The sequence below is a fragment of the Virgibacillus sediminis genome, assembly GCF_042643265.1.
In the GTDB taxonomy this organism is placed as follows: Bacteria; Bacillota; Bacilli; order Bacillales; family Amphibacillaceae; genus Virgibacillus_O; species Virgibacillus_O sediminis.
In genome coordinates, this window is record NZ_JBHRRZ010000003.1 from 151,564 (window position 1) to 170,688 (window position 19,125).

Annotated in this window: 20 protein-coding genes; 5 read left to right on the forward strand and 15 right to left on the reverse strand. The window is 44.9% G+C overall.

The features are described from left to right. Positions 1-96: 96 nt before the first annotated feature. Positions 97-1,221, reverse strand: a complete 1,125-nt coding sequence (locus tag ACFODW_RS02655; RefSeq protein ID WP_390302549.1) for a DEAD/DEAH box helicase — start codon at positions 1,219-1,221, stop codon at positions 97-99. 46 nt (positions 1,222-1,267) lie between these two features. Here ACFODW_RS02655 and ACFODW_RS02660 point away from each other — a divergent pair, with 46 nt between their 5' ends. After that, entirely contained in the window at positions 1,268-1,399 is a 132-nt protein-coding gene (locus tag ACFODW_RS02660) for a hypothetical protein (protein ID WP_390302552.1), read from the forward strand. Between the two features lie 174 nt (positions 1,400-1,573). Here ACFODW_RS02660 and ACFODW_RS02665 read toward each other — a convergent pair whose 3' ends face one another. From ACFODW_RS02665 to ACFODW_RS02675, 3 genes are all read right to left on the reverse strand, one after another. Continuing rightward, positions 1,574-2,416: a DegV family protein gene (locus ACFODW_RS02665; protein WP_390302556.1), complete on the reverse strand. Its 843-nt coding sequence runs from the start codon at positions 2,414-2,416 to the stop codon at positions 1,574-1,576. 290 nt (positions 2,417-2,706) lie between these two features. Continuing rightward, a complete protein-coding gene (locus ACFODW_RS02670) occupies positions 2,707-3,399 on the reverse strand; it encodes a response regulator (protein ID WP_390302559.1) in 693 nt (230 codons plus the stop codon). 102 nt (positions 3,400-3,501) lie between these two features. Beyond that, a complete protein-coding gene (locus ACFODW_RS02675; RefSeq protein WP_390302562.1) occupies positions 3,502-4,635 on the reverse strand; it encodes a sensor histidine kinase in 1,134 nt (377 codons plus the stop codon). A 128-nt stretch (positions 4,636-4,763) separates the two neighbouring features. On the opposite strand from ACFODW_RS02675, the gene ACFODW_RS02680 reads away from it, so the two are divergent. Then, entirely contained in the window at positions 4,764-5,417 is a 654-nt protein-coding gene (locus ACFODW_RS02680) for a YigZ family protein (protein WP_390302565.1), read from the forward strand. Positions 5,418-5,834: 417 nt separating this feature from the next. Here the strand turns inward: ACFODW_RS02680 and ACFODW_RS02685 are convergent, their stop codons facing one another. Together ACFODW_RS02685 and ACFODW_RS02690 are read right to left on the reverse strand one after the other, a co-directional pair. After that, positions 5,835-5,996 carry a hypothetical protein gene (locus tag ACFODW_RS02685; protein ID WP_390302568.1) on the reverse strand — a complete coding sequence of 54 codons (162 nt, stop codon included), beginning with the start codon at positions 5,994-5,996 and terminating at the stop codon, positions 5,835-5,837. 155 nt (positions 5,997-6,151) lie between these two features. After that, positions 6,152-6,634, reverse strand: coding sequence for a VanZ family protein (locus ACFODW_RS02690; protein WP_390302571.1), 483 nt, complete (start codon positions 6,632-6,634; stop codon positions 6,152-6,154). Between the two features lie 313 nt (positions 6,635-6,947). On the opposite strand from ACFODW_RS02690, the gene ACFODW_RS02695 reads away from it, so the two are divergent. Beyond that, on the forward strand, positions 6,948-7,892 hold the full coding sequence (locus ACFODW_RS02695; RefSeq protein ID WP_390302574.1) for an LCP family glycopolymer transferase: 945 nt from the start codon (positions 6,948-6,950) through the stop codon (positions 7,890-7,892). A 188-nt stretch (positions 7,893-8,080) separates the two neighbouring features. Next, positions 8,081-10,099, forward strand: a complete 2,019-nt coding sequence (locus ACFODW_RS02700) for a penicillin-binding transpeptidase domain-containing protein (RefSeq protein ID WP_390302577.1) — start codon at positions 8,081-8,083, stop codon at positions 10,097-10,099. A gap of 82 nt (positions 10,100-10,181) precedes the next feature. Here the strand turns inward: ACFODW_RS02700 and ACFODW_RS02705 are convergent, their stop codons facing one another. The 7 genes from ACFODW_RS02705 to ACFODW_RS02735 all read right to left on the reverse strand — a co-directional run bounded on the left by ACFODW_RS02705 (position 10,182) and on the right by ACFODW_RS02735 (position 15,993). After that, complete coding sequence (locus ACFODW_RS02705; protein WP_390302580.1) at positions 10,182-10,628, reverse strand: IDEAL domain-containing protein; 447 nt, start codon at positions 10,626-10,628, stop codon at positions 10,182-10,184. Between the two features lie 334 nt (positions 10,629-10,962). Then, entirely contained in the window at positions 10,963-11,406 is a 444-nt protein-coding gene (locus ACFODW_RS02710) for an IDEAL domain-containing protein (protein WP_390302583.1), read from the reverse strand. A 132-nt stretch (positions 11,407-11,538) separates the two neighbouring features. Beyond that, positions 11,539-12,573, reverse strand: coding sequence for a hypothetical protein (locus ACFODW_RS02715; protein WP_390302818.1), 1,035 nt, complete (start codon positions 12,571-12,573; stop codon positions 11,539-11,541). A 115-nt stretch (positions 12,574-12,688) separates the two neighbouring features. Continuing rightward, entirely contained in the window at positions 12,689-13,048 is a 360-nt protein-coding gene (locus tag ACFODW_RS02720) for a DUF779 domain-containing protein (protein ID WP_390302586.1), read from the reverse strand. 40 nt (positions 13,049-13,088) lie between these two features. Next, positions 13,089-14,609, reverse strand: coding sequence for an acetaldehyde dehydrogenase ExaC (gene exaC / locus ACFODW_RS02725; protein WP_390302589.1), 1,521 nt, complete (start codon positions 14,607-14,609; stop codon positions 13,089-13,091). Positions 14,610-14,853: 244 nt separating this feature from the next. Then, positions 14,854-15,036: a cold-shock protein gene (locus ACFODW_RS02730; protein WP_390302592.1), complete on the reverse strand. Its 183-nt coding sequence runs from the start codon at positions 15,034-15,036 to the stop codon at positions 14,854-14,856. A 78-nt stretch (positions 15,037-15,114) separates the two neighbouring features. Next, a complete protein-coding gene (locus ACFODW_RS02735; protein ID WP_390302595.1) occupies positions 15,115-15,993 on the reverse strand; it encodes a LysR substrate-binding domain-containing protein in 879 nt (292 codons plus the stop codon). A 144-nt stretch (positions 15,994-16,137) separates the two neighbouring features. Between ACFODW_RS02735 and ACFODW_RS02740 the strand changes: the two genes are divergently transcribed. Beyond that, positions 16,138-17,151, forward strand: coding sequence for a YeiH family protein (locus tag ACFODW_RS02740; RefSeq protein WP_390302598.1), 1,014 nt, complete (start codon positions 16,138-16,140; stop codon positions 17,149-17,151). A gap of 142 nt (positions 17,152-17,293) precedes the next feature. Here the strand turns inward: ACFODW_RS02740 and ACFODW_RS02745 are convergent, their stop codons facing one another. Next, positions 17,294-18,025: a Cof-type HAD-IIB family hydrolase gene (locus tag ACFODW_RS02745; protein ID WP_390302601.1), complete on the reverse strand. Its 732-nt coding sequence runs from the start codon at positions 18,023-18,025 to the stop codon at positions 17,294-17,296. A gap of 118 nt (positions 18,026-18,143) precedes the next feature. Then, complete coding sequence (locus ACFODW_RS02750; protein ID WP_390302603.1) at positions 18,144-19,085, reverse strand: 5-oxoprolinase subunit C family protein; 942 nt, start codon at positions 19,083-19,085, stop codon at positions 18,144-18,146. Between the last annotated feature and the right edge of the window lie 40 nt (positions 19,086-19,125).

Genomic DNA, 19,125 nt, shown 5'->3' on the forward strand with positions numbered 1-19,125 from the left:
TATTGCAAGAATCACAGAGGGGGCTCGGCTTTTCTGCCATTAACAGAGTGGACCAGGTGAGAGAAGTTTTAACAGGCTGGTGGCACCATAGACAATTCATGGCCGGCTAAAGCCTCCTCTCCTATTCATATTTTTAATCTCTCTTACAGCTTTCATCATCGACTCCGTTTTTCCATCATGGAAAAATAACACTTCACCTTCAGGATCATCGGGACTTCTCCCAGCTCTACCGGATATCTGAATAAGGGCAGCTTCGTCAAAAACTTCATGTCCTGCATGTAGTACTGCTACATCTACAGAGGGGAAAGTCACCCCCCGCTCCAGAATGGTAGTGGTAACAAGTACATCCAACTGCCGCTTGCGGAATGCGTCCACCTTCTGTTCCCTCTTCGGGTCAGATGCATGGACAGGTGCTGCCGACCCTGCTGTGGACAGATTTGATACCTTCCAAGTCTCGACCAGCTTTTCTGCCAATTCAATTGTTGGTACAAAGATCAGAAGCTGCCGGTCAGGATTTTTACGAACGGAGAGCCAACGGATCATTGAGGGAGGGAATTGATTATTCTGGAAGTCTTTTTTTAGGGTAAAGCACATTTTCAGCAAAGGAACGGGAAGAGGATGACCATGGAATCGGACTGGAACAAAAATATGGGGGAGTTTTTTCTGACGGATGCGCCTGTGGTGGGTCTTTCTGGGAGTTGCGGTAAGATAAACAGTGGTGCTTTGGAGGGTTTTAGCCCTGTCAGCCGCGTACGGAAGGGAGGGGTCTTTATGAAAAGGGAAAGCATCAACTTCATCAATGACCATCACATCAAAGGCCTCCCTGTAGCGGAGCAGCTGGTGGGTAGTGGAAATAGTCAGCTGAGAAGCATCATCTTTTTTATCGGCTCCACCATACAAGCCTTGTATTTTTGTATGTTTGAAGGATGCCTCGAAACGGGGAAGAAGTTCCCGGACGACGTCTGCCCTAGGTGTCGCCACACATACTCTCTTTCCTAGAGTCAGGGCTTCAGCAATACCTGGAAACAGCATCTCTGTTTTTCCCGCTCCACACACTGCCCATATAAGGAGCTCCTTATCTTCGGAGCGGACAGCCTCCGCTATCCGCTCCGCCGCATGGCGCTGATACGGCGTCAGAGTTCCCTGCCATGTACACGGGTTATTGATGCAGGGCCATTCATATCGCGGTCCTGACCAATAATATAGGGGCTCACACTCCATAACCCTGCCCATCTGTATACATTTACGACAGTATGGGTGAGCAGAATTGCAGGAAGAGCAATCGATCATTCCAAATAAAGAAGGATCCTTATTGCCGCAACGCCTGCAAGTGCAGGAGAAAAAATTTCGAGTGATGGATGGAAGCGGAGTAAAAAGGCCTGCTGTAAGGCACGATTGAAAACTGGTATTGTCGAGAAGAATTTCTTTGCGAAGAAGCAGCTTTCCTCCATACTGCCTGGATAAATGAGGGATATCTGCAATAAGCGGGGAATCTGGCATGAGTTCATCTCCTTAGAGGTATTATGAAGGGAAGGACTGCCGGTTTCTCCCGTGCAGTCCAAATTTTTACTATTTATTTTACATACCAGCCAATACCAATGGCCCCTTCCCCCAAATGGGTCCCAATTACTGGGCCAAAGTAGCTGATACTCGCTTCACATGCAGGGTATTTTTCCAGAAACTGCTCCCGGAGAGCTATCGCTGTCTGTTCATCATTGGCATGGATGAAAACTGCGTGGAGGGCTTTTCCCTGTTCCGCTTCCTCCTCCAGCATACCCATTATACGATTGATTGCCTTTTTCTTTGTTCTAATTTTCTCATAAGGAACAATTTGCTTATCAACAAAATGCAGAACAGGCTTGACCTGAAGAAGGCTTCCAACCAAAGCCTGCGCACCATTCAGCCTGCCGCCGCGCTGGAGATTAGTAAGATCATCAACCATAAAGTAGGCGTGCATCGACTGCTTCATCACATCCAGGCGCTGGATGATCTCTTCAGGTGCCCTCCCTTCTTTGGCAAGCTCTGCTGCCTCCAGGGCATAAAACCCTTGGGGAAGGCAACTGATTTCTGAATCATAGGGATAGACATCAATGCCTTCCACCATTTCCCCGGCACTGGCAACTGCCTGATAGGTGCCACTTATGCCACTGGAAAGGTGAACAGAAATAAGGGCATCATAGTCTTCAGCAAGCTCTTCCAGTTTTGCTGTAATCAGGCCAATGGATGGCTGCGATGTCTTGGGAAGCGCATTCGTTTGTTTCATTTTTTCATAGAATTCCCCCGTGGAAATATCCACTTCCTCTTCGTAGGTTTGATCATCGAATATCACGCTTAGCGGCACCATATGAATATTGTGGTGGGCACGTATATTTTCCGGTATATAAGCAGTGCTGTCTGTCATTACAGCAACCTTCATAGCGAACCTTCTCCTCTGCATATTAAGTGAAAATCATTCCATATTTTATATTGAATATATTCCACTTTATTCTACATCAACGCCATAAAAAATGCATTATCATTAATAGTATTAGCAAAGATGCAAGCGTTTGGTTACGACAGTGGATAGGCCTTTCTCCGATAGGAATTTTCGATAGGAGGTGAACACAAGTGGTGAAGCTGACCGAAAACAGTTCTTGCTCTTTAGAACATTAAAATACTCCGGCACCACTGGCACCGGAGCAGTAAGAAGGATTATTTATACCAGGCTTAAAGAACTTCCACCCAGCCTTTTTTAATGGCAGACACAACTGCCTGCGTACGATCATTACAGTTCATTTTCTGAAGGATGTTGCTTACGTGGTTCTTCACCGTCTTTTCACTGATGTATAAGGATTCTGCCACTGCACGGTTGCTTTTGCCATCTGCCAGCAATTGCAATACCTGACATTCTCTCTTAGTCAGCAGGTGCAGAGGTTTATGGTGTTCTATGTTTCCATCCCCGATGCTCGGTACATTTTCCTTGGCAAGCCGACGGTACTCCAATACTAGATTATGGGTGACTTTTGGATGAAGGTAGGAACCGCCTTCACTCACTACTTTAATCGCTTCGATCAGCGCATCAGAGTCCATTTCCTTCAAAAGATAGCCCTGGGCGCCAGTTTTAAGGGCATGAGTTACATAGCTTTCGTCATCATGGATGGACAGAATAATCACATGGGTTTCAGGAAAGAAACGGATCAAATCTGCGGTAGCCTGTACCCCATTCATGTTCGGCATATTAATATCCATTAAGACGACGTCCGGCTGATGCTCCTTCACCAGCTTGGATGCATCCGTACCGTCTTCCCCCTCTGCCACCACTTCAAAAGATGGCTCAAAATCAAGGATCCGCTTTACCCCTTCGCGAAATAATTTATGGTCATCTATTAAAACTATTTTTATATTTTTTTCATTGCTCATGTTTTGTTCCTCCCGCATTCCGTAAGAAATTCCTCTTTTGCTCACATAGGATGGATAAGTATAAATATATGATACCTCTTTCTCTATTTTCGGTACATCATACTATGACAGAGGAACCCTGATCAGAACCCTTGTTCCTTTCCCGAGTTCTGTATCGATTTCCATGTCCCCGTCCAGCATCTCTACACGCTCCCGCATACCGATTAATCCAAATGACTTATCTCGCTTCATGGAAGGATCGAACCCTTTCCCATTGTCTTTTACGGACATATTCAGATAATCACTGCCTATTTCCAATTTCACTTGAATCAACGAAGCTTCCGCATGCTTCAAGGCATTCTGTATAGACTCTTGCACTAAGCGGAAAAAGGCGATTTCATATTTTTGGCTGACCCGCCTTTCCTCTCCGCTCAAGGAAAATTCCACTTCTGTACCACTGTAATCAGATAACGTTGCGATATATTTACGGATGGTCGGTATCAGTCCAAGATCATCCAATGCCATCGGGCGGAGGTCGTATATAATGCGCCTGACCTCGTAAAGGGAAGTACGAACCATATCTCGGACACTCTTGATTTCCTCCATCGCCTGTTCCATATCTCCGTTGCGGAAGATCTTATCGACCAGTTCCGATCGAAGGAGGATATTGGCAAGCATTTGAGCAGGGCCGTCATGAATTTCCCGTGAGATCTTCCTTCGCTCTTCTTCCTGGGCCTCTATGATTTTCAGCCCGAATTCCTGCTTTTCCTTGGCGCTTTCAATCATTTCATTAACCTGGCGGAAGTCGTCGTGAAGATAGGTGAGAATGACCGAAATTTTACCGGCAAGCCCTTCAGCACGTTCAATTGTCTGGCTCAATGTAACCAACCGTCTTTCTAAATAATCCCGTTTATCCCTCAATGTTTTCTCTTCTTGCTGAAGCATGGCCAACTTCGTCTGCAGCTCATGTGTATTCTCATAGACTTCCCGGATTTCGACTTCTGAATAACGGTCGAAATATTTACTGACTTCCGCCAGCCTTTGTCTGGAATATCGGACCTTTTGCTGCAGTTTATCCCCATTGTCGATATGCTGGATTACCTGCTTTCTTGTTTCTTTCAGCTCTTCTACTAGCTGTTCATGTTCCTTACGGGCTTCTTCACTTATGTGGAAAATCTCATCTTTGCTGTTTTCCACTACATCAATCATTTCATCAATGACATCGTCCAATGCTCGTTCTGTTAATTTATGTGCCATAGTCTTCCACCAACCTATGTTATAATTATACGCATATATATGAATTTTTTATAGGGTCTTTTATCACACTTCCCGTAATTCTTACACTAATAATGGACTATATTCAGGAGGCAGGAGAGTGGATCATCATGATAAACAGTTACTATACTGTTAAGGAAGAAGGACAAGATGAAATAATTATACAGAAGTCGCGCTTTATCGGATATGTCCGACGGGTGGAGACAGAGAAGGAAGCACAGGATTTCATCCAGGAAATCAAGAAGAAACATCACGACGCCACACATAATTGTTCCGCATACATGATTGGGGAAAATGATCAGATCCAGAAGGCAAATGATGATGGCGAACCCAGCGGAACAGCAGGCGTACCAATCCTGGAAGTGCTGAAGAAACAAGGGTTGAAAGATACAGCCATTGTGGTGACCCGATACTTCGGCGGGATAAAGCTGGGGGCAGGCGGATTGATCCGGGCCTATGGCAGCACTACCTCCCAGGCAATAAAAACAACAGGGATCGTACGGCGGCAGCTGATGCAGGGACTTTCTATCAAGGTAGATTATACCTCGCTCGGAAAACTGGAAAATGAATTGCGAAATTCCGAATATATCTTGGAAACTATCAACTATCTGGACATTGTGGAGTTCATTGTTTATGTCAAAAAAGGAAAAGAACAGCTTTTCCAAGATTGGATGATCGAGCTGACTAGTGGGCAGGCAGAAATAGAGGAAACAGACAACAAATATATTGAAATTGAGGTGGAATCCACCTCGGATGAAGGTTAGAAATCAGTTTTTATATAAAAAGACTGCATGGTGAGTACATGCAGTCATCCGAGACTGGGACAAAAGTCTTTAATCAAAAGAAAAAATGAATGAACTAGAAATTTTGTTGAGTGGAATATCCGCTCCGGAAATATACTCCGCTTTCCACGGGTGGCTGCTGAGCCTCCCTGTGCTCTCGCGCTTCGGGGTCTCACCTAGGCCTTACCTCCCGTAGGAGTCTCCGCATATTTCCTTCGCTAATACCATCTATTGTTCATCTTTTGATTAAAGCGGTTTAGTTTTGCCCCAGTCTCTTCCTCCATCTTGAGGGAATATTCTTTATGCTACATGGATGAACGGCTAGGATTTCCTGCTTTCGAGGCAATCTCCCGCTATCGCTATGCAGTCCTGACATATCTGACCGAAGGATATGCTTTTTTATTTAACAGCATTCTGGGGATGAATAGATTTTTCTTCCCTTGGATTGCTCAATTCTTTAATCAAGGTCTGAATCAGTTCCTGAGAAGATTTAATTTTATAGTTTTCTGTTTCATCTATGACTCTTCTCAGTAAGTTTTTATACCTCTCTTGCTCTCCCATTTTACTCTCCCACCTTTGCACCAAGTAACGTTCTTATCCGTTATCTTCAGATAGATAGAATAATATCATATTTCCATGAAAAAAGTGGCGATTATCATCTTTTTTACACTTTTTTCATGTTTTTCAATCCGAAAAACAGTATTTTTGTCAGCTAGTTAACTCTTCCACCGCCTGAAGATTAGTAAACAGACAACAGCCAAAAGGGCACCAAAACTATCAAGAATCACATCACCGGCATATGGTGTGCGACCAGGTGTAAAGCCTTGATGAATCTCATCTGCTATAGCATATGCAACTGTCAGGAAAAAGGATAGCGCAACACTTGTCCATTCCCCAAGCCCAGGCGCCTTCCTCAAGGCCCTATAGAATAGACACACCAGGAGAAAGAACACCCCAATATGTGCCCCTTTCCGGAGGAAGAACTCAATGAACCCCCACATTCCCAGTGCATCTACACTCACAACCGACCGATGGTATGTAAAAGAAATCCAATCAAGCAAAGGTTCAAGAAAAGAAAGATCGACCGGCAACTCTTCCATCAATGGTTTAATGTCCTGGTTTTCATACGGAGTGGCCGACGAACGGAAGATAATCACCATCCACCCGAGAGGCAGCAGCCAATATAAATATTTTCGCATCTTCCCCACCCAATCATTCAAGAATAAGGATATTATAAGCCACTACTTCAACGAACGGAAAATTTTAGATCCTCTGTCTTTAGAAAATAAACGACCGGATGCCTCACGGTTACAATTTCTCATTTATGGTATTCACTTCTTCTTTCATTTCCTCCTTCAAACCTTTCATGTTGTACATTAGCTTTACCTGTAAAGGAAAATAACTGAATAGCCATAGACGAATAACAGACACTTAAGCTATAATTTAACTAGGAATATTATTTTTCACTAAATACAGCTGTAAACATGCAGCATTGTACAAGGGAGAATATTTGTGAACTCACGAAAAGAAACGAGACGGCATAAAAAAAGGCGGAAGTGGCCTTTCTGGCTTGGAGGCATCCTGCTTGCATTGTTCCTGCTTGTCGGAGGCTATGCTTTTTATCTATATAATCAACTCGGAAGTACCGTCGCTAGCATGCATACCCCTCTTGAAAGAGACAGTGATCCTGAGAGGCAGGAAGAATTAAAGCGTCTATTCAATGACAAGGATGCAGTGAATGTTCTCCTTCTCGGTGTCGATGAACGAGTTGGGGACAGCGGCCGATCAGATACAATGATCCTAGTCTCCGCCAACCCAAACACCGATTCTATGAAAATGCTCAGCATACCGAGAGATACTTACGTCGATATCCCGGGGTACGGCATGGATAAAATCAATCATGCCTACGCTTATGGGGGTGTAGAGCTATCGGTGGAAACTGTGCAGGAAGCTTTTGACCTACCTGTCCACTTCTACGCAAGGGTCAATATGGAGGGGTTCCAGCAGGGGATTGATGCCTTAGACGGCGTAACCGTACAAAACGCCCAATCCTTCTCCCAGGGAGGCAAAAACTTTCCTCAGGGAGAGATCCACTTGAATGGCGAGGAAGCACTAGAATATATTCGCATGCGCAAAAATGATCCACGAGGCGACCTTGGCAGAAATGAGCGCCAGCGGCAAGTTGTTACAGCAGCATTGCAGCAGGCAGCAAGCTTCTCCAGTATTGGCAAAGTCGATGATATCCTCAACATCCTGGGTTCAAATGTCCAGACAGATATGGATATGGATATTTTGCAGACATTGTTTACCGGATACCGGGGAGCGCTCACCAACATCGAAACGCTCGAAATAAATGGAGAGGGCCGTACCATTAATGGAGTTTGGTATCTCGTGGTGCCTGATTCTGAATTCACCCGGATCTCGGCGGAAATCCAAGGGCATATGGACGCAAAATAGCAACGGCCAAAAGTCACCTGACTAGTTTCAGTGTGACTTTTTGTCTATTATTTTTATATAATTATGGAAGATGGATTATTTTTCCAATCAAATCAGGGAAAAGCCTAGCCTACTCCTTATGCAGGCCGGATTATGCCCGAGTTAATTTACTATATAGCTAGATAAGATATGAATATGGGGGTCCAGAAATGAAGAAGATTATATTATTTGCTATGTTATTAATCATTGTATTTCTTGCTGCGTGTTCGAATGACCAAGCCACCCCGAATGAACGTTTCGATGAATATGTACAAAAGTGGAACAATATGGAATTCAGCGATATGTACCCACTTCATTCCAGCGAGGCCCGCGAAAACTTTACAGAAGATGACTCCACTGCCCGCATGGAAAAAATCTATCAGGATTTGGATGTCACAGAGTTATCCGTCAATTATGAGGCTCTGTCGGAGGATGAAATAGACACGGCACTATCCGAAGGAACAGCGGAAATCCCTTACCAAGTAGAAATGGAAACCATCGCCGGCCCTGTTACCTTCAATCAGACTGCCACCATGGTTCTAGAAGGGGAAGACAGTGAGGAAGGTCCCGATTGGTATGTCCAATGGCATCCCGGCTTTATCTTCCCTCAATTGGCAAACGGGGGAGAAATCAGTATCCAAACGCAAGAGCCGGAAAGAGGTGAAATCCTCGATCGTAATGATATGCCGCTGGCTCTGAACGATCTCGTCTATAACATTGGTGTGGTACCCGAGCGTTTGGGCGAGAATGCTGAACAAGCGAAAGAAGAGGCTGCAGACCTGCTGCAAATGACAACCGAAGAAATAGATCAGGCACTTGACGCTTCCTGGGTACAGCCAACTACCTTCGTTCCATTGAAAGAAATACCAAAAGAAGACGAACAGCTACTACAGGAGGTTATTGCTATTGATGGGTTTTCCTATCAGGAAACATCCGGGAGAGTCTATCCCGCGGGAGAAGCAGCTGCACATCTGACCGGCTATTTACGGCAGGTCAATGCAGAAGACCTGGAAAATGATGAAGAGGGTGAATACAGTGCCAATGACATGATTGGCAGCAGAGGCCTGGAAAGTCTGTATGAGGAGGAACTCAGAGGTGAAAGAGGCGTTCAGATTCTGGCAGTAAGCGAGGAAGAACAGACGGTAATCGCTGAAAAGGAAGTCCAACATGGAGAAGACATCAAACTGACGATTGATATTAACATGCAGGAGCAAGTTTTCAACTCTTATGAAGGGGATAAAGGGACCTCGGTGCTGCTTGAACCGAAAACAGGTGAAACCCTTGCGCTTGTAAGCAGCCCTTCTTTTGATCCAAACGAAATCATGTACTATAGCTCAAATTCCCTATGGGAAGACCTTCAGGAGGATCCACAGCAGCCGTTGCTGAACCGTTTCTCTGCAACATACGCTCCTGCTTCGGTCATCAAGCCGATCACGGCAGCAATCGGTATGCAGAACGGAACACTCGATCCGAATGAAGGGATTGAAATCGATGGACTTACATGGAGCAATGGAGAAGGTTGGGGAGACTATGAAGTTACCCGGGTATCAGAATCGAATGGACCAGTGGATCTGAAAGATGCCCTTGTCCGCTCAGATAACATTTACTTTGCCATAGAGGCGCTGGAGATGGGCAGTGATACACTTGTTTCAGGACTGGAACAGTTCGGGTTCTCCGAAAGCCTTCCTTACGAATATCCGATTGAAGCTTCCACCATATCCAACGAAGGAACCATTGAGGGAGAAGTCCTGCTTGCCAACACCAGCTATGGCCAGGGAGAAATGGAAATGAGTGCCCTTCACTTAGCAGCGACTTACACACCACTTTTGAATGGAGGCAATATGGTTAAACCTATATTGCTGCATGATGAAGAGAAGGGTCAGATATGGCAGGAAGGATTAATGACAACAGAGCAGGCCGACATTATCAATGATGCTTTAAGAGCGGTCGTGACAGAGGGAACAGCAGCCCCTGCACAGGAGGCTGACTTCCCGGTTTCAGGGAAAACGGGAACCGCCGAATTGAAACTGACCGATGAAGATGAAAATAGCGGCATCAACAGCTGGTTTGTTGCCTATCCAACAGAAGGCCAAGACTTGATTCTTGCCATGATGGTTGAACAGACCCAGGATAAGGAAAGCGGATATGCCGTCAAAAAAGCGACAGACCTGCTGAACGAGCTAAATTAACTGAAACCATACAAAGAACCTGCCCACCTCTTTAGGCGGGCAGGTTCTTTAATTTTTGCTAATACCCCACTGTAAAACTCTTCTACTGCAATAATCTGCTCAACTCCATAAATGCGGGCTCGTCCCGTTCATCCAGAGCAATATTGATCAGCCGCTTGATATTATCTTTTTCCAACAGCTCGATCAGTTCCTCCGTTTCCTGCCTCCTCATCTCCTCTTCCACCCTCGGCTTATGAAAATAGGATTCTACCAGACGATGCAGCTGAGGCAAAAAGCCGGGGATGGAAATGAGCTCCGTCATCGTGAGGTTTATAATATCCGTTCCCTTCTGAAAGGCGTACAGCTCATCTTTATTTTCTATTTGCTTAGTCTTTCGGTTAATCCTAATTTCATTCGAATGGATGGGTATGAACTTAAAATCCGTTCCATCAATTATGGCGGTAATATCTGCTGCTGCAAGCATGACATGAATATGTCGGGGGAAAGTTTTAATGAAGCAAGCCTTTGGAAAGTCTACTGTTACCTCCATTTTACCACCTCACTTATCTATATTCTTTTTTTAGAACCATTATTTTAATCTTATTATATCCCTTTTTTCACCCTTTTAAAAGCATTTGACTTAATTTTCTAAATAAAATGTAAAAATAAAGTGCCCATCCCGATTGAAGTATAGCCCAGTTCTAGTCAGCTTTCATAGACATTATGCCCATTGTTTCCTTTCCAAACAGAAGAGAATGCTAGTCGCAGGACAATGAAACTAAGATAGGTGGCCTACCCCTCCATCAGTTCCACCAACCATAGACCCCATCGCCTTTAGACAAAAAAAGCATTTCCCAACTGCTTAAAGGAAATGCTCTAACCGCCTATAGCTGTTTCACCAAATCATTAAATGCTTCTTCATCATACTCATCCAGGGCTTTATCAATCATCCGCATGATATTCTGCCTTTCAAGTTCTTGAATGATCAGTGATGTATCATCCTTTTTCTCTTTTTTGCTGGCAGTTTGTTCATTTCGATAGTATGGTTCCACGATAGTGTTCAGCTGCATTTGAAAATCAGGAAGCGAAATCAGTTCTGCCAACGTCATGTACACTACATCCTTTCCATGCTGGAATGCAAACCGGTCAGCTGTATTTACGACTTTCCGAGTCTTCCGGCTTAAACGGATCTCCTTAGCTTCCACAGGAATAAATTGATATACCTGTTTGTGGATCAAGACAGAAAAGTATTGATAGGCAAGGATTACACGGACAACATCTTTCTCAGCCTTAATATAATAAGGCTTCAGCGTTTTAACAGTTACCATCCATTCCACCTCCTGATTTTATATCTAAATTTTCAGTTAATTAATTCTACACTATATCCACCTGAATAGCAAGAAGATTTTTTCTTTTTGTTAAAAGTACAAACCTGCACCTGGCAAGACTTCTCCATTTTCTTAGGGGATCACTTGGTCCGTAATAAACGAAGTAATATTATCACATTCTGTTTCCGTGAATCGGAAGGATTTTTCCAGGTTTTCCAAATGAACTCCGGCTTGTTCAAGTTCCTTGACCCCTGACTTCATAAATGATTTATAGCGTTGGTTTACCTCCTTAATATCTTTGGCGTACTTCTCATCAGTTCCAGGAGTCACTGCTTCTTCGTACAAGTCGACGATCATTTCTCCTTTACGCCTAGGAAAGAATTCATGAGGGTCCGTACTGTCAAATAAGCAAAAGTCCAATTCCCTTACCATTACCATATCAATGCTCCCCGGATCAAAACTGCAATGATACAGTTCCACATCATATCCCCGTGTACTGCAAGCCTCCCCAATTTTCTTCATGAAAGTGGATTTGCCCGTACCGGCCCGCCCCTTCACATGATAGACTGCTGAAATATCGTCGATCAAATGGGGTACTTCATTGACGACTCCCTCCGGTGTATTGGTCCCGAACAGCCGATGGAACGTATTGGTGCTCCGGCTTTTTTTAGGAATTCCGTCTAACAACTTGGAAATATAGGAGGATGCAAGCCGATCCGCTTTGGCAAAATCCATTTCGTTGATATAAATCTCCTCTAGCTCGTCATGGATTTCAAGCCCCTTTCGAAACTTGCCATAGGCTGATTGGACTGCCTCTTCATACATGTTCTTGTTTTCCATATAATCATCGGTTAGATAAAGTTTGTCTCTCAGGAACAGACTCAAGTCAATTTCTATAGCTCCCGGTAGATCTGGAGTCGACAGAACATCACTAATCAATGCTAAGGATTTCTCCCTAATAATAATTCCATCAAGATACTTGCTACCCTTTGGGCTAAGGAGCATTTCCATTCCATCATCATAGTGGGCAGCCAATCGCTTCAAAACAGCAGTTTTCAGCGTTTCGGAAGGATGCTTGAGAATAATTACCTGCTTAAGCCCCCCTGTGTTCTGAGACATATAATTTACAAAACCACCAGCAGTGTTTCCGCTTACATAATATTTCATGTTAGGCAAAGGTGACACACCCTTTTCATAATGGATATATGTGATTAGTTTATGTGTATTTAAATATATGGGTGAATGGCTGCTATAATTCCCAATTTTCGACGGGTGTGCCTATTTATTTTTCTTCCAGGATTCTCCTCTCTTCTTCGGTAAACACACGGGACCTTGTCAGAAACCGCTTGCCTTCAGGGCCCTCCAAGGAAAACATGCCTCCCCTGCCTTCTACAGCGTCGATTATCAGTTGGGTGTGCTTCCAGTACTCATACTGGTCCTTTGACATATAAAACGGAGTGCCGCCGATGTCCCCCAACAGGCAGTCTGAATCTCCTATCCTCAATTCATCCCTCGGATAACACATGGGCGAGCTGCCGTCACAGCAGCCGCCCGATTGGTGGAACATCAACGGACCATGTATTTCCTTCAGCGTATCTATCAACTTCAAGGCCTCATCTGTCGCTGTTACACGCTGTACCATCTACATCGCCCTTTCTATATTCTATTCTGTGGTCTTAAAATTAGAAGAGTCCTGCTGCTCCTTCACTATAGCTGATCAGCAGGTTCTTGGTCTGCTGGTAATGGCTGAGCATCATTTGATGGTTTTCACGGCCGATTCCCGACTTTTTATACCCTCCGAATGCGGCATGTGCAGGATACTGATGATAACAATTGGTCCATACCCGGCCGGCTTCAATACCGCGCCCGAATCGATAGGCAGTGTTAATATTTCGTGTCCATATCCCTGCCCCCAATCCGTACAGTGTATCATTCGCAATTTCCATTGCTTCCTCTTTATCCTTGAAGGTTGTCACTGATAATACCGGGCCAAAAATCTCTTCCTGGAAAATCCGCATTTTATTATGGCCCTTAAAGATCGTCGGTTCTACATAATAGCCGTTTTCCAGTTCTCCCTCCAGTTTATTTACATTTCCGCCTACAAGCACTTCTGCCCCCTCTTGCTTGCCGACATCGAGGTAGGATGAAATTTTTTCAAGCTGTTCTTGGGACGCCTGTGCTCCCATCATAGTTTCTGTATCAAGCGGGTGGCCGATTTTTATTTGATTGACCCGTTCAATCACCCGTTCCATGAATTTATCATAGATGGACTCATGGACAAGTGCACGGGAAGGGCAGGTGCATACTTCCCCTTGGTTGAGGGCAAACATTACAAAACCTTCAATTGCTTTATCCAGGAAGCCATCATCCTCATCCATGACATCCTCAAAAAAGATATTCGGCGACTTTCCGCCAAGCTCCAGGGTAACCGGGATAATATTTTCAGAAGCGTACTGCATGATCAGCCTGCCCGTCGTTGTCTCCCCAGTGAAAGCAACTTTGGAGATGCCCGGGTTGGTCGCAAGCGGTTTTCCTGCTTCCACACCGAATCCATTGACAATATTAAGTACGCCAGGCGGCAGCAGATCTTTAATCAAATCCAATAATACGTGAATCGAAGCTGGTGTCTGTTCAGCCGGTTTCAGTACAACACAGTTTCCAGTTGCCAGTGCTGGAGCAAGCTTCCATGTTGCCATAAGCAACGGGAAATTCCATGGAATAATCTGGCCGACTACCCCCAGGGGTTCATGAAAGTGATATGCCACTGTGTCATTATCAATCTGACTGATGCCGCCTTCCTGGGAACGGATGGCACCGGCAAAATAGCGATAGTGGTCCACCGCCAGTGGCAGATCGGCTGCCAATGTCTCCCTTACCGCCTTTCCATTATCCCATGTCTCGGCAACTGCGAGTGTTTCCAGGTTCTCCTCTATCCTGTCAGCGATTTTATTTAAAATATTGGCCCGTTCTGCAACAGAGGTTTTTCCCCATGACTCCTTTGCTGCATTTGCTGCATCCACTGCAGCCTGTACATCCTCCTTATTTGAACGGGCAATTTGACAGAATACCTCCCCATTGACCGGACTGATATTATCGAAATACTTTCCGCTGGCCGGCGGGCGGTATTCGCCTCCAATATAGTTGTCATATTTTTCTTTGAAACTTACGACAGATCCTTCTGAATTCGGATTAGCATACCTCATTAATTTCTCCTCCTCCTTAAATTGCAATCGCTTACAATAACCTGATGAAGAAACAAGATGCATGTCTACCCTTATTATATAGTCCGATTTTAGATAATTGCAAGAATTTGGTTTTATATAATACTTTTTAAATAGAGGTATACCTTTAACCCCATAGGAAAGGCGCTGATTTCAATCAGCGCCAGACGAGAAAAAATATAGTTAATCACTGTTTCCGGAAACCTGCAGATGTATGGAGCAACATCTATTTTACTTCCGGAAGCACTCTTACTTCCTGTTCCATTGTTGATTTGCAAAGCGGACACGCAGGCTTTTCCTCAAAGCTGTACGATTCGCGCATCCATCCTTGGCAATCATCGCTGGTACATGACCATACGTTTGTTTCCACTTCTGCAACTGGTTCTTTAGGTCCTCGAGAAAATGACAATATTGCATCCCCTTTCCTGGTACACTTTCAATTATACTCCTTTCCCGCCGATAAAGAAAGGCAATCAAGCAAAACAGACTACTCCCCCATCATCCGGACTTCCTCTTCAAAAACCTGCAATGCCTTCGGGTGAAATTCTTGTTGATTCTTTATAATACTGAACTGGCGCCCCATCGGTAAGCCCTCCATATCCAATCTATGCAGATGCTTTGTCTGTAATTCCTTTTTAACCGCTAATTCGGAAAGGAGACTGATGCCCATCCCTCCCTCCATGGCTTCTTTGATCAACTGTGTACTTCCGAAGGTGAGCGTTCGCTTGGGCGAGATGTCCATTCGAGAAAACAGCTCTTCTGCCATTTTCCTCGTTCCGGAGCCCTCTTCCCGAATCAGCCATGTCTCATTCTCCAATTCTTTTGGAGACAATTGCTTATCTAATAGTTCTGGCCTATTGCCAGTGATAATAAACATTCTGTCTTGGGCGAACTGTTCCACTTGGATTTTCGGCCGGGAAATTTCACCTTCTACCAGCGCAATATCGATTTCCCGTTTTTCCAGCAAGCGTGTTACTGAAGTAGTGTTGCCAATCATGACCTCGGGCAGGATATCCGGATATTTCTCCTGCAATCTCCTTACTACAGACGGCACCAGATATTCACCGATCGTGTAGCTGGCCCCTATCTTCAATTTTCCACTCGGTTGATTTTTCAAGTCGGAAATCAGCACATCCAACTGTTCATACCTTCTCAATATATCCACAGCATACTGATAAACCAGCTCACCGGCTTTATTCATCTGTACGGACTTATTATTCCTTTCCAGCAGCCGCACCCCGTACTCCTTCTCTAAGGCAGCTATATACTGGCTGACAGCAGGCTGGGACATATGCAGGACGGCTGCAGCCCGGGAAAAATTCCTCCGTTCGGCAACTTCCTTGAACACCACTAGCGACTGGTCCATCTATTCTGCCTCCACTCTCTGCTCCTAATAATAAGTAAAAGTTATCGTTATTATTATAATAATTTATTTTTCTTATGATTACTACCGTTTTATACTTAACTCTATTGGAAAACTTTATAAGGTAAGCAAGAGAGGAATGTTGACATGTCACAGCAAGAACAAACATATGAACGGCGAATGATTATGGGAATTGGTTTCACATTCATTATAGCCATTTTCGGTTATCTGCTTGCAATGGTGCCCGGTTTTGACCGTGTCGGCCCCCTGGCCTGCGCGATTATACTGGCTATTATTTACCGCCAGATATTCGGCTATCCTGAGCAGTTTCGGCGTGGGATACAGTTCTCAGCCAAATATCTTTTAAGGGCTGCCATCATCCTATATGGATTGAAACTGAATATTGGTGTAATTTTTGAGGAGGGACTTGGATTACTTGCGAAAGGTGCAGCTGGCATTATTTTTTCCATCCTGCTGACGGTATACCTGGCGAAAAAGTTCAAGGCTAGTACTCAGCTTTCCCTTTTGCTTGGTGTCGGCACAGGAGTATGCGGGGCAGCTGCTATTGCAGCAGTATCGCCAATTGTTAAAGCGAAAGAGGAAGATACAGCTATCGGTGTCGGGATCATTGCATTGGCAGGGACTATTTTCTCTATTATTTACGCATTAATTATGCCGTTCCTTCCGCTAACAGAAGAGCAGTTCGGAATATGGGCTGGGCTCAGCCTGCACGAACTGGCCCATGTAGCCCTCGCTGCAGCACCTGCAGGTGAGGATGCTCTTGCCATGGCCCTGCTTGCCAAGCTTGGCAGAGTATTCCTTCTTGTGCCGCTATGTTTTATCCTGATTTACTGGATGCGGTCTAGAAAGGATATAGAAGAGGAAGGCGGGGCAAAGGTGAGTTTCCCATGGTTTTTGCTTGGTTTCATCGCCATGAGTCTATTTGGAAGTTTTGTACTCGGCGATTATATTCCTGTTTCGGATATGGTGATGAACGCAGTTGATTTTCTTACTATATTCATTCTTACTTCTGCGATGGTGGGACTCGGATTGAATGTCAGCTTGAAGGAAGTTAGGAACAGAGCTTTAAAACCATTGATAGCAATGCTAATCACTTCCATTTTGTTGTCTGTTCTCATGTTCTTCTTCGTACAAATATAAGAACATGGCTAGTGAGTGGAAAGGCCTCGCCAGGCTTAATAACTGGATCGGGCTATTCTAGCTTGAAAATAAAATGTGAGCCTTCTTTGTGAAAAAAGGTCCAAAAAAACCAGCACCCTACCTCGGGTGCTGGTTTCCACTTTTACAGTGCAAATTTCTCAATAGCCTTGGCAACTCCATCGTTTTCGTTGGTGTCCGTTACAAAATCAGCAGCCTTCTTGATTGCTTCCTGCGCATTGCCCATGGCTACCCCGATACCTGCCTCTTGGATCATTTTGATGTCATTCAAGCTGTCTCCGACGGCAAGAACATTCCCCATCTCAATTCCTATTTCCCCGCAGACAAATTGAAGGGCATTTGCTTTGCTGACACCTTGTGGGTTTACTTCAATATTGGTGGGCAGTGAATTGGTCATTTCCAGACCGTCCATAAATGAAAGCTCTTTGACCATCTTATCCAAAGTTGCTTCATCAAACGAGTTACAGCCAAATTTAAGCCACTCATAATCATGGAAGTTATCCGGGCGCTCAGCACGGAAAACACGTTCTGTAGAAAGCATCCACATATCGAGGTTCAAACTTTCTCCAATTTCCCACATCTTCTCGATTTTTTTACTTTCCAGCAGGTGCTGCTGCAGCAGCTCTTTCTCTACTGTCCAAACCTGTCCACCATTGGCCGTAATCAGGTAGGATTGCAGCTTCAATGGTTCTGCATATGGATAACAGGTAGTCAAGCCTCTCCCTGTACTTAGGACTACGTGAATATCCTTCTCCAATGCCTTTTGGATTGCTTGTTTCACTGGGTCCGTGACTTCCTGCTCATGTGTCAACAGGGTACCGTCCATGTCCAGGGCAATCAGTTTAATATCCGGCATAAATACACTCCTCCTTGATGTTCACTCTTATTATATTGCCTTCCAGTTATTGGTACAGAAGCCTTCCATAAAAGGCTTAAAATCTGTTAGTAGTACTTCCTTCCCTTTACGCACTTCTTTATATGTATTGGCGGTAGAAAGAGAGTTCATGTAAGAATTTCTTTACATGCAGGAGCCGCCTTTGTGCCTCCTCTACGGAGATCGGATAAAAACTTACTTCACCGCCAGGGGCCAGCTGAGCCAGCTTTGGAATATCAACACTCGCAACTGTGCCGATCCGAGGGTACCCTCCAGTCGTCTGCCGGTCTGCCATCAGGATAATCGGCTGTCCATTTCCAGGCACCTGTATGCCTCCCATTGGCACTGCGTCCGAAAATATCTCTCTATCCTCTTTCACCTGTATTCCCTCGGAACGCAGCTTATAACCCATTCGATTCGAGTTAGCATCCAGCCGATGGACCGTATTGAAAAACGTTTCACGCCCCCTGTCTGTAAATGACTCCGTATGAGGCCCTTCTATGACAGCTGCCTTAATCGAGTTTTTATATGCCGGAATATGCTTTCGGCTTAACCCGATTCCTTGTTCGACGGGCCGAGGGTATCCAATGATTTTATCCTTCTTTTTTAACATGGCTCCCAGCCCACTCTTCACATCTGCCGAACTGCTGCCAAAATATCGGGGAGCGTCAAAACCGCCGGACACCGCTATATAGGCTCTGGTACCAGACTGGTATTTGCCAAATGACAGGCGGTCACCTTCTCTCATTATCCGGGTCGACCACATGGCGGCAGGCCGGCCGTTTATCTCGGGTCCAAGCTCTGCCCCTGTGATCACTATGGTGACATCTGTACATGCAATCAATTCAGGTCCCAGCAATGTCACTTCCAATGCGGCCGCATCCGGAGAGTTTCCAGCTATGATATTGGCAGCCTGCAATGCAAATGGATCCATCGCCCCTGCTGTAGGTACACCATAACGCTGGTAGCCTTTCCTCCCCATATCCTGAAAGGTCGTGTACATTCCCGGTTTGACGACTTCAAATATTTCCCTGCTCTGCAACGCAGCTCCTCCTTTCCCAAAACCGTCGTATATTTATACG

What these genes read in the sequence shown, in the direction of transcription:
- ACFODW_RS02655 (WP_390302549.1), bottom strand. Translation starts at nt 1,221, where the DNA reads ATGGAGTGTGAGCCCCTATATTATTGGTCAGGACCGCGATATGAATGG.
- ACFODW_RS02665 (WP_390302556.1), bottom strand. Translation starts at nt 2,416, where the DNA reads ATGAAGGTTGCTGTAATGACAGACAGCACTGCTTATATACCGGAAAAT.
- ACFODW_RS02670 (WP_390302559.1), bottom strand. Translation starts at nt 3,399, where the DNA reads ATGAGCAATGAAAAAAATATAAAAATAGTTTTAATAGATGACCATAAA.
- ACFODW_RS02675 (WP_390302562.1), bottom strand. Translation starts at nt 4,635, where the DNA reads ATGGCACATAAATTAACAGAACGAGCATTGGACGATGTCATTGATGAA.
- ACFODW_RS02680 (WP_390302565.1), top strand. Translation starts at nt 4,764, where the DNA reads ATGATAAACAGTTACTATACTGTTAAGGAAGAAGGACAAGATGAAATA.
- ACFODW_RS02685 (WP_390302568.1), bottom strand. Translation starts at nt 5,996, where the DNA reads ATGGGAGAGCAAGAGAGGTATAAAAACTTACTGAGAAGAGTCATAGAT.
- ACFODW_RS02690 (WP_390302571.1), bottom strand. Translation starts at nt 6,634, where the DNA reads ATGCGAAAATATTTATATTGGCTGCTGCCTCTCGGGTGGATGGTGATT.
- ACFODW_RS02700 (WP_390302577.1), top strand. Translation starts at nt 8,081, where the DNA reads ATGAAGAAGATTATATTATTTGCTATGTTATTAATCATTGTATTTCTT.
- ACFODW_RS02705 (WP_390302580.1), bottom strand. Translation starts at nt 10,628, where the DNA reads ATGGAGGTAACAGTAGACTTTCCAAAGGCTTGCTTCATTAAAACTTTC.
- ACFODW_RS02710 (WP_390302583.1), bottom strand. Translation starts at nt 11,406, where the DNA reads ATGGTAACTGTTAAAACGCTGAAGCCTTATTATATTAAGGCTGAGAAA.
- ACFODW_RS02715 (WP_390302818.1), bottom strand. Translation starts at nt 12,573, where the DNA reads ATGAAATATTATGTAAGCGGAAACACTGCTGGTGGTTTTGTAAATTAT.
- ACFODW_RS02720 (WP_390302586.1), bottom strand. Translation starts at nt 13,048, where the DNA reads ATGGTACAGCGTGTAACAGCGACAGATGAGGCCTTGAAGTTGATAGAT.
- exaC (WP_390302589.1), bottom strand. Translation starts at nt 14,609, where the DNA reads ATGAGGTATGCTAATCCGAATTCAGAAGGATCTGTCGTAAGTTTCAAA.
- ACFODW_RS02735 (WP_390302595.1), bottom strand. Translation starts at nt 15,993, where the DNA reads ATGGACCAGTCGCTAGTGGTGTTCAAGGAAGTTGCCGAACGGAGGAAT.
- ACFODW_RS02740 (WP_390302598.1), top strand. Translation starts at nt 16,138, where the DNA reads ATGTCACAGCAAGAACAAACATATGAACGGCGAATGATTATGGGAATT.
- ACFODW_RS02745 (WP_390302601.1), bottom strand. Translation starts at nt 18,025, where the DNA reads ATGCCGGATATTAAACTGATTGCCCTGGACATGGACGGTACCCTGTTG.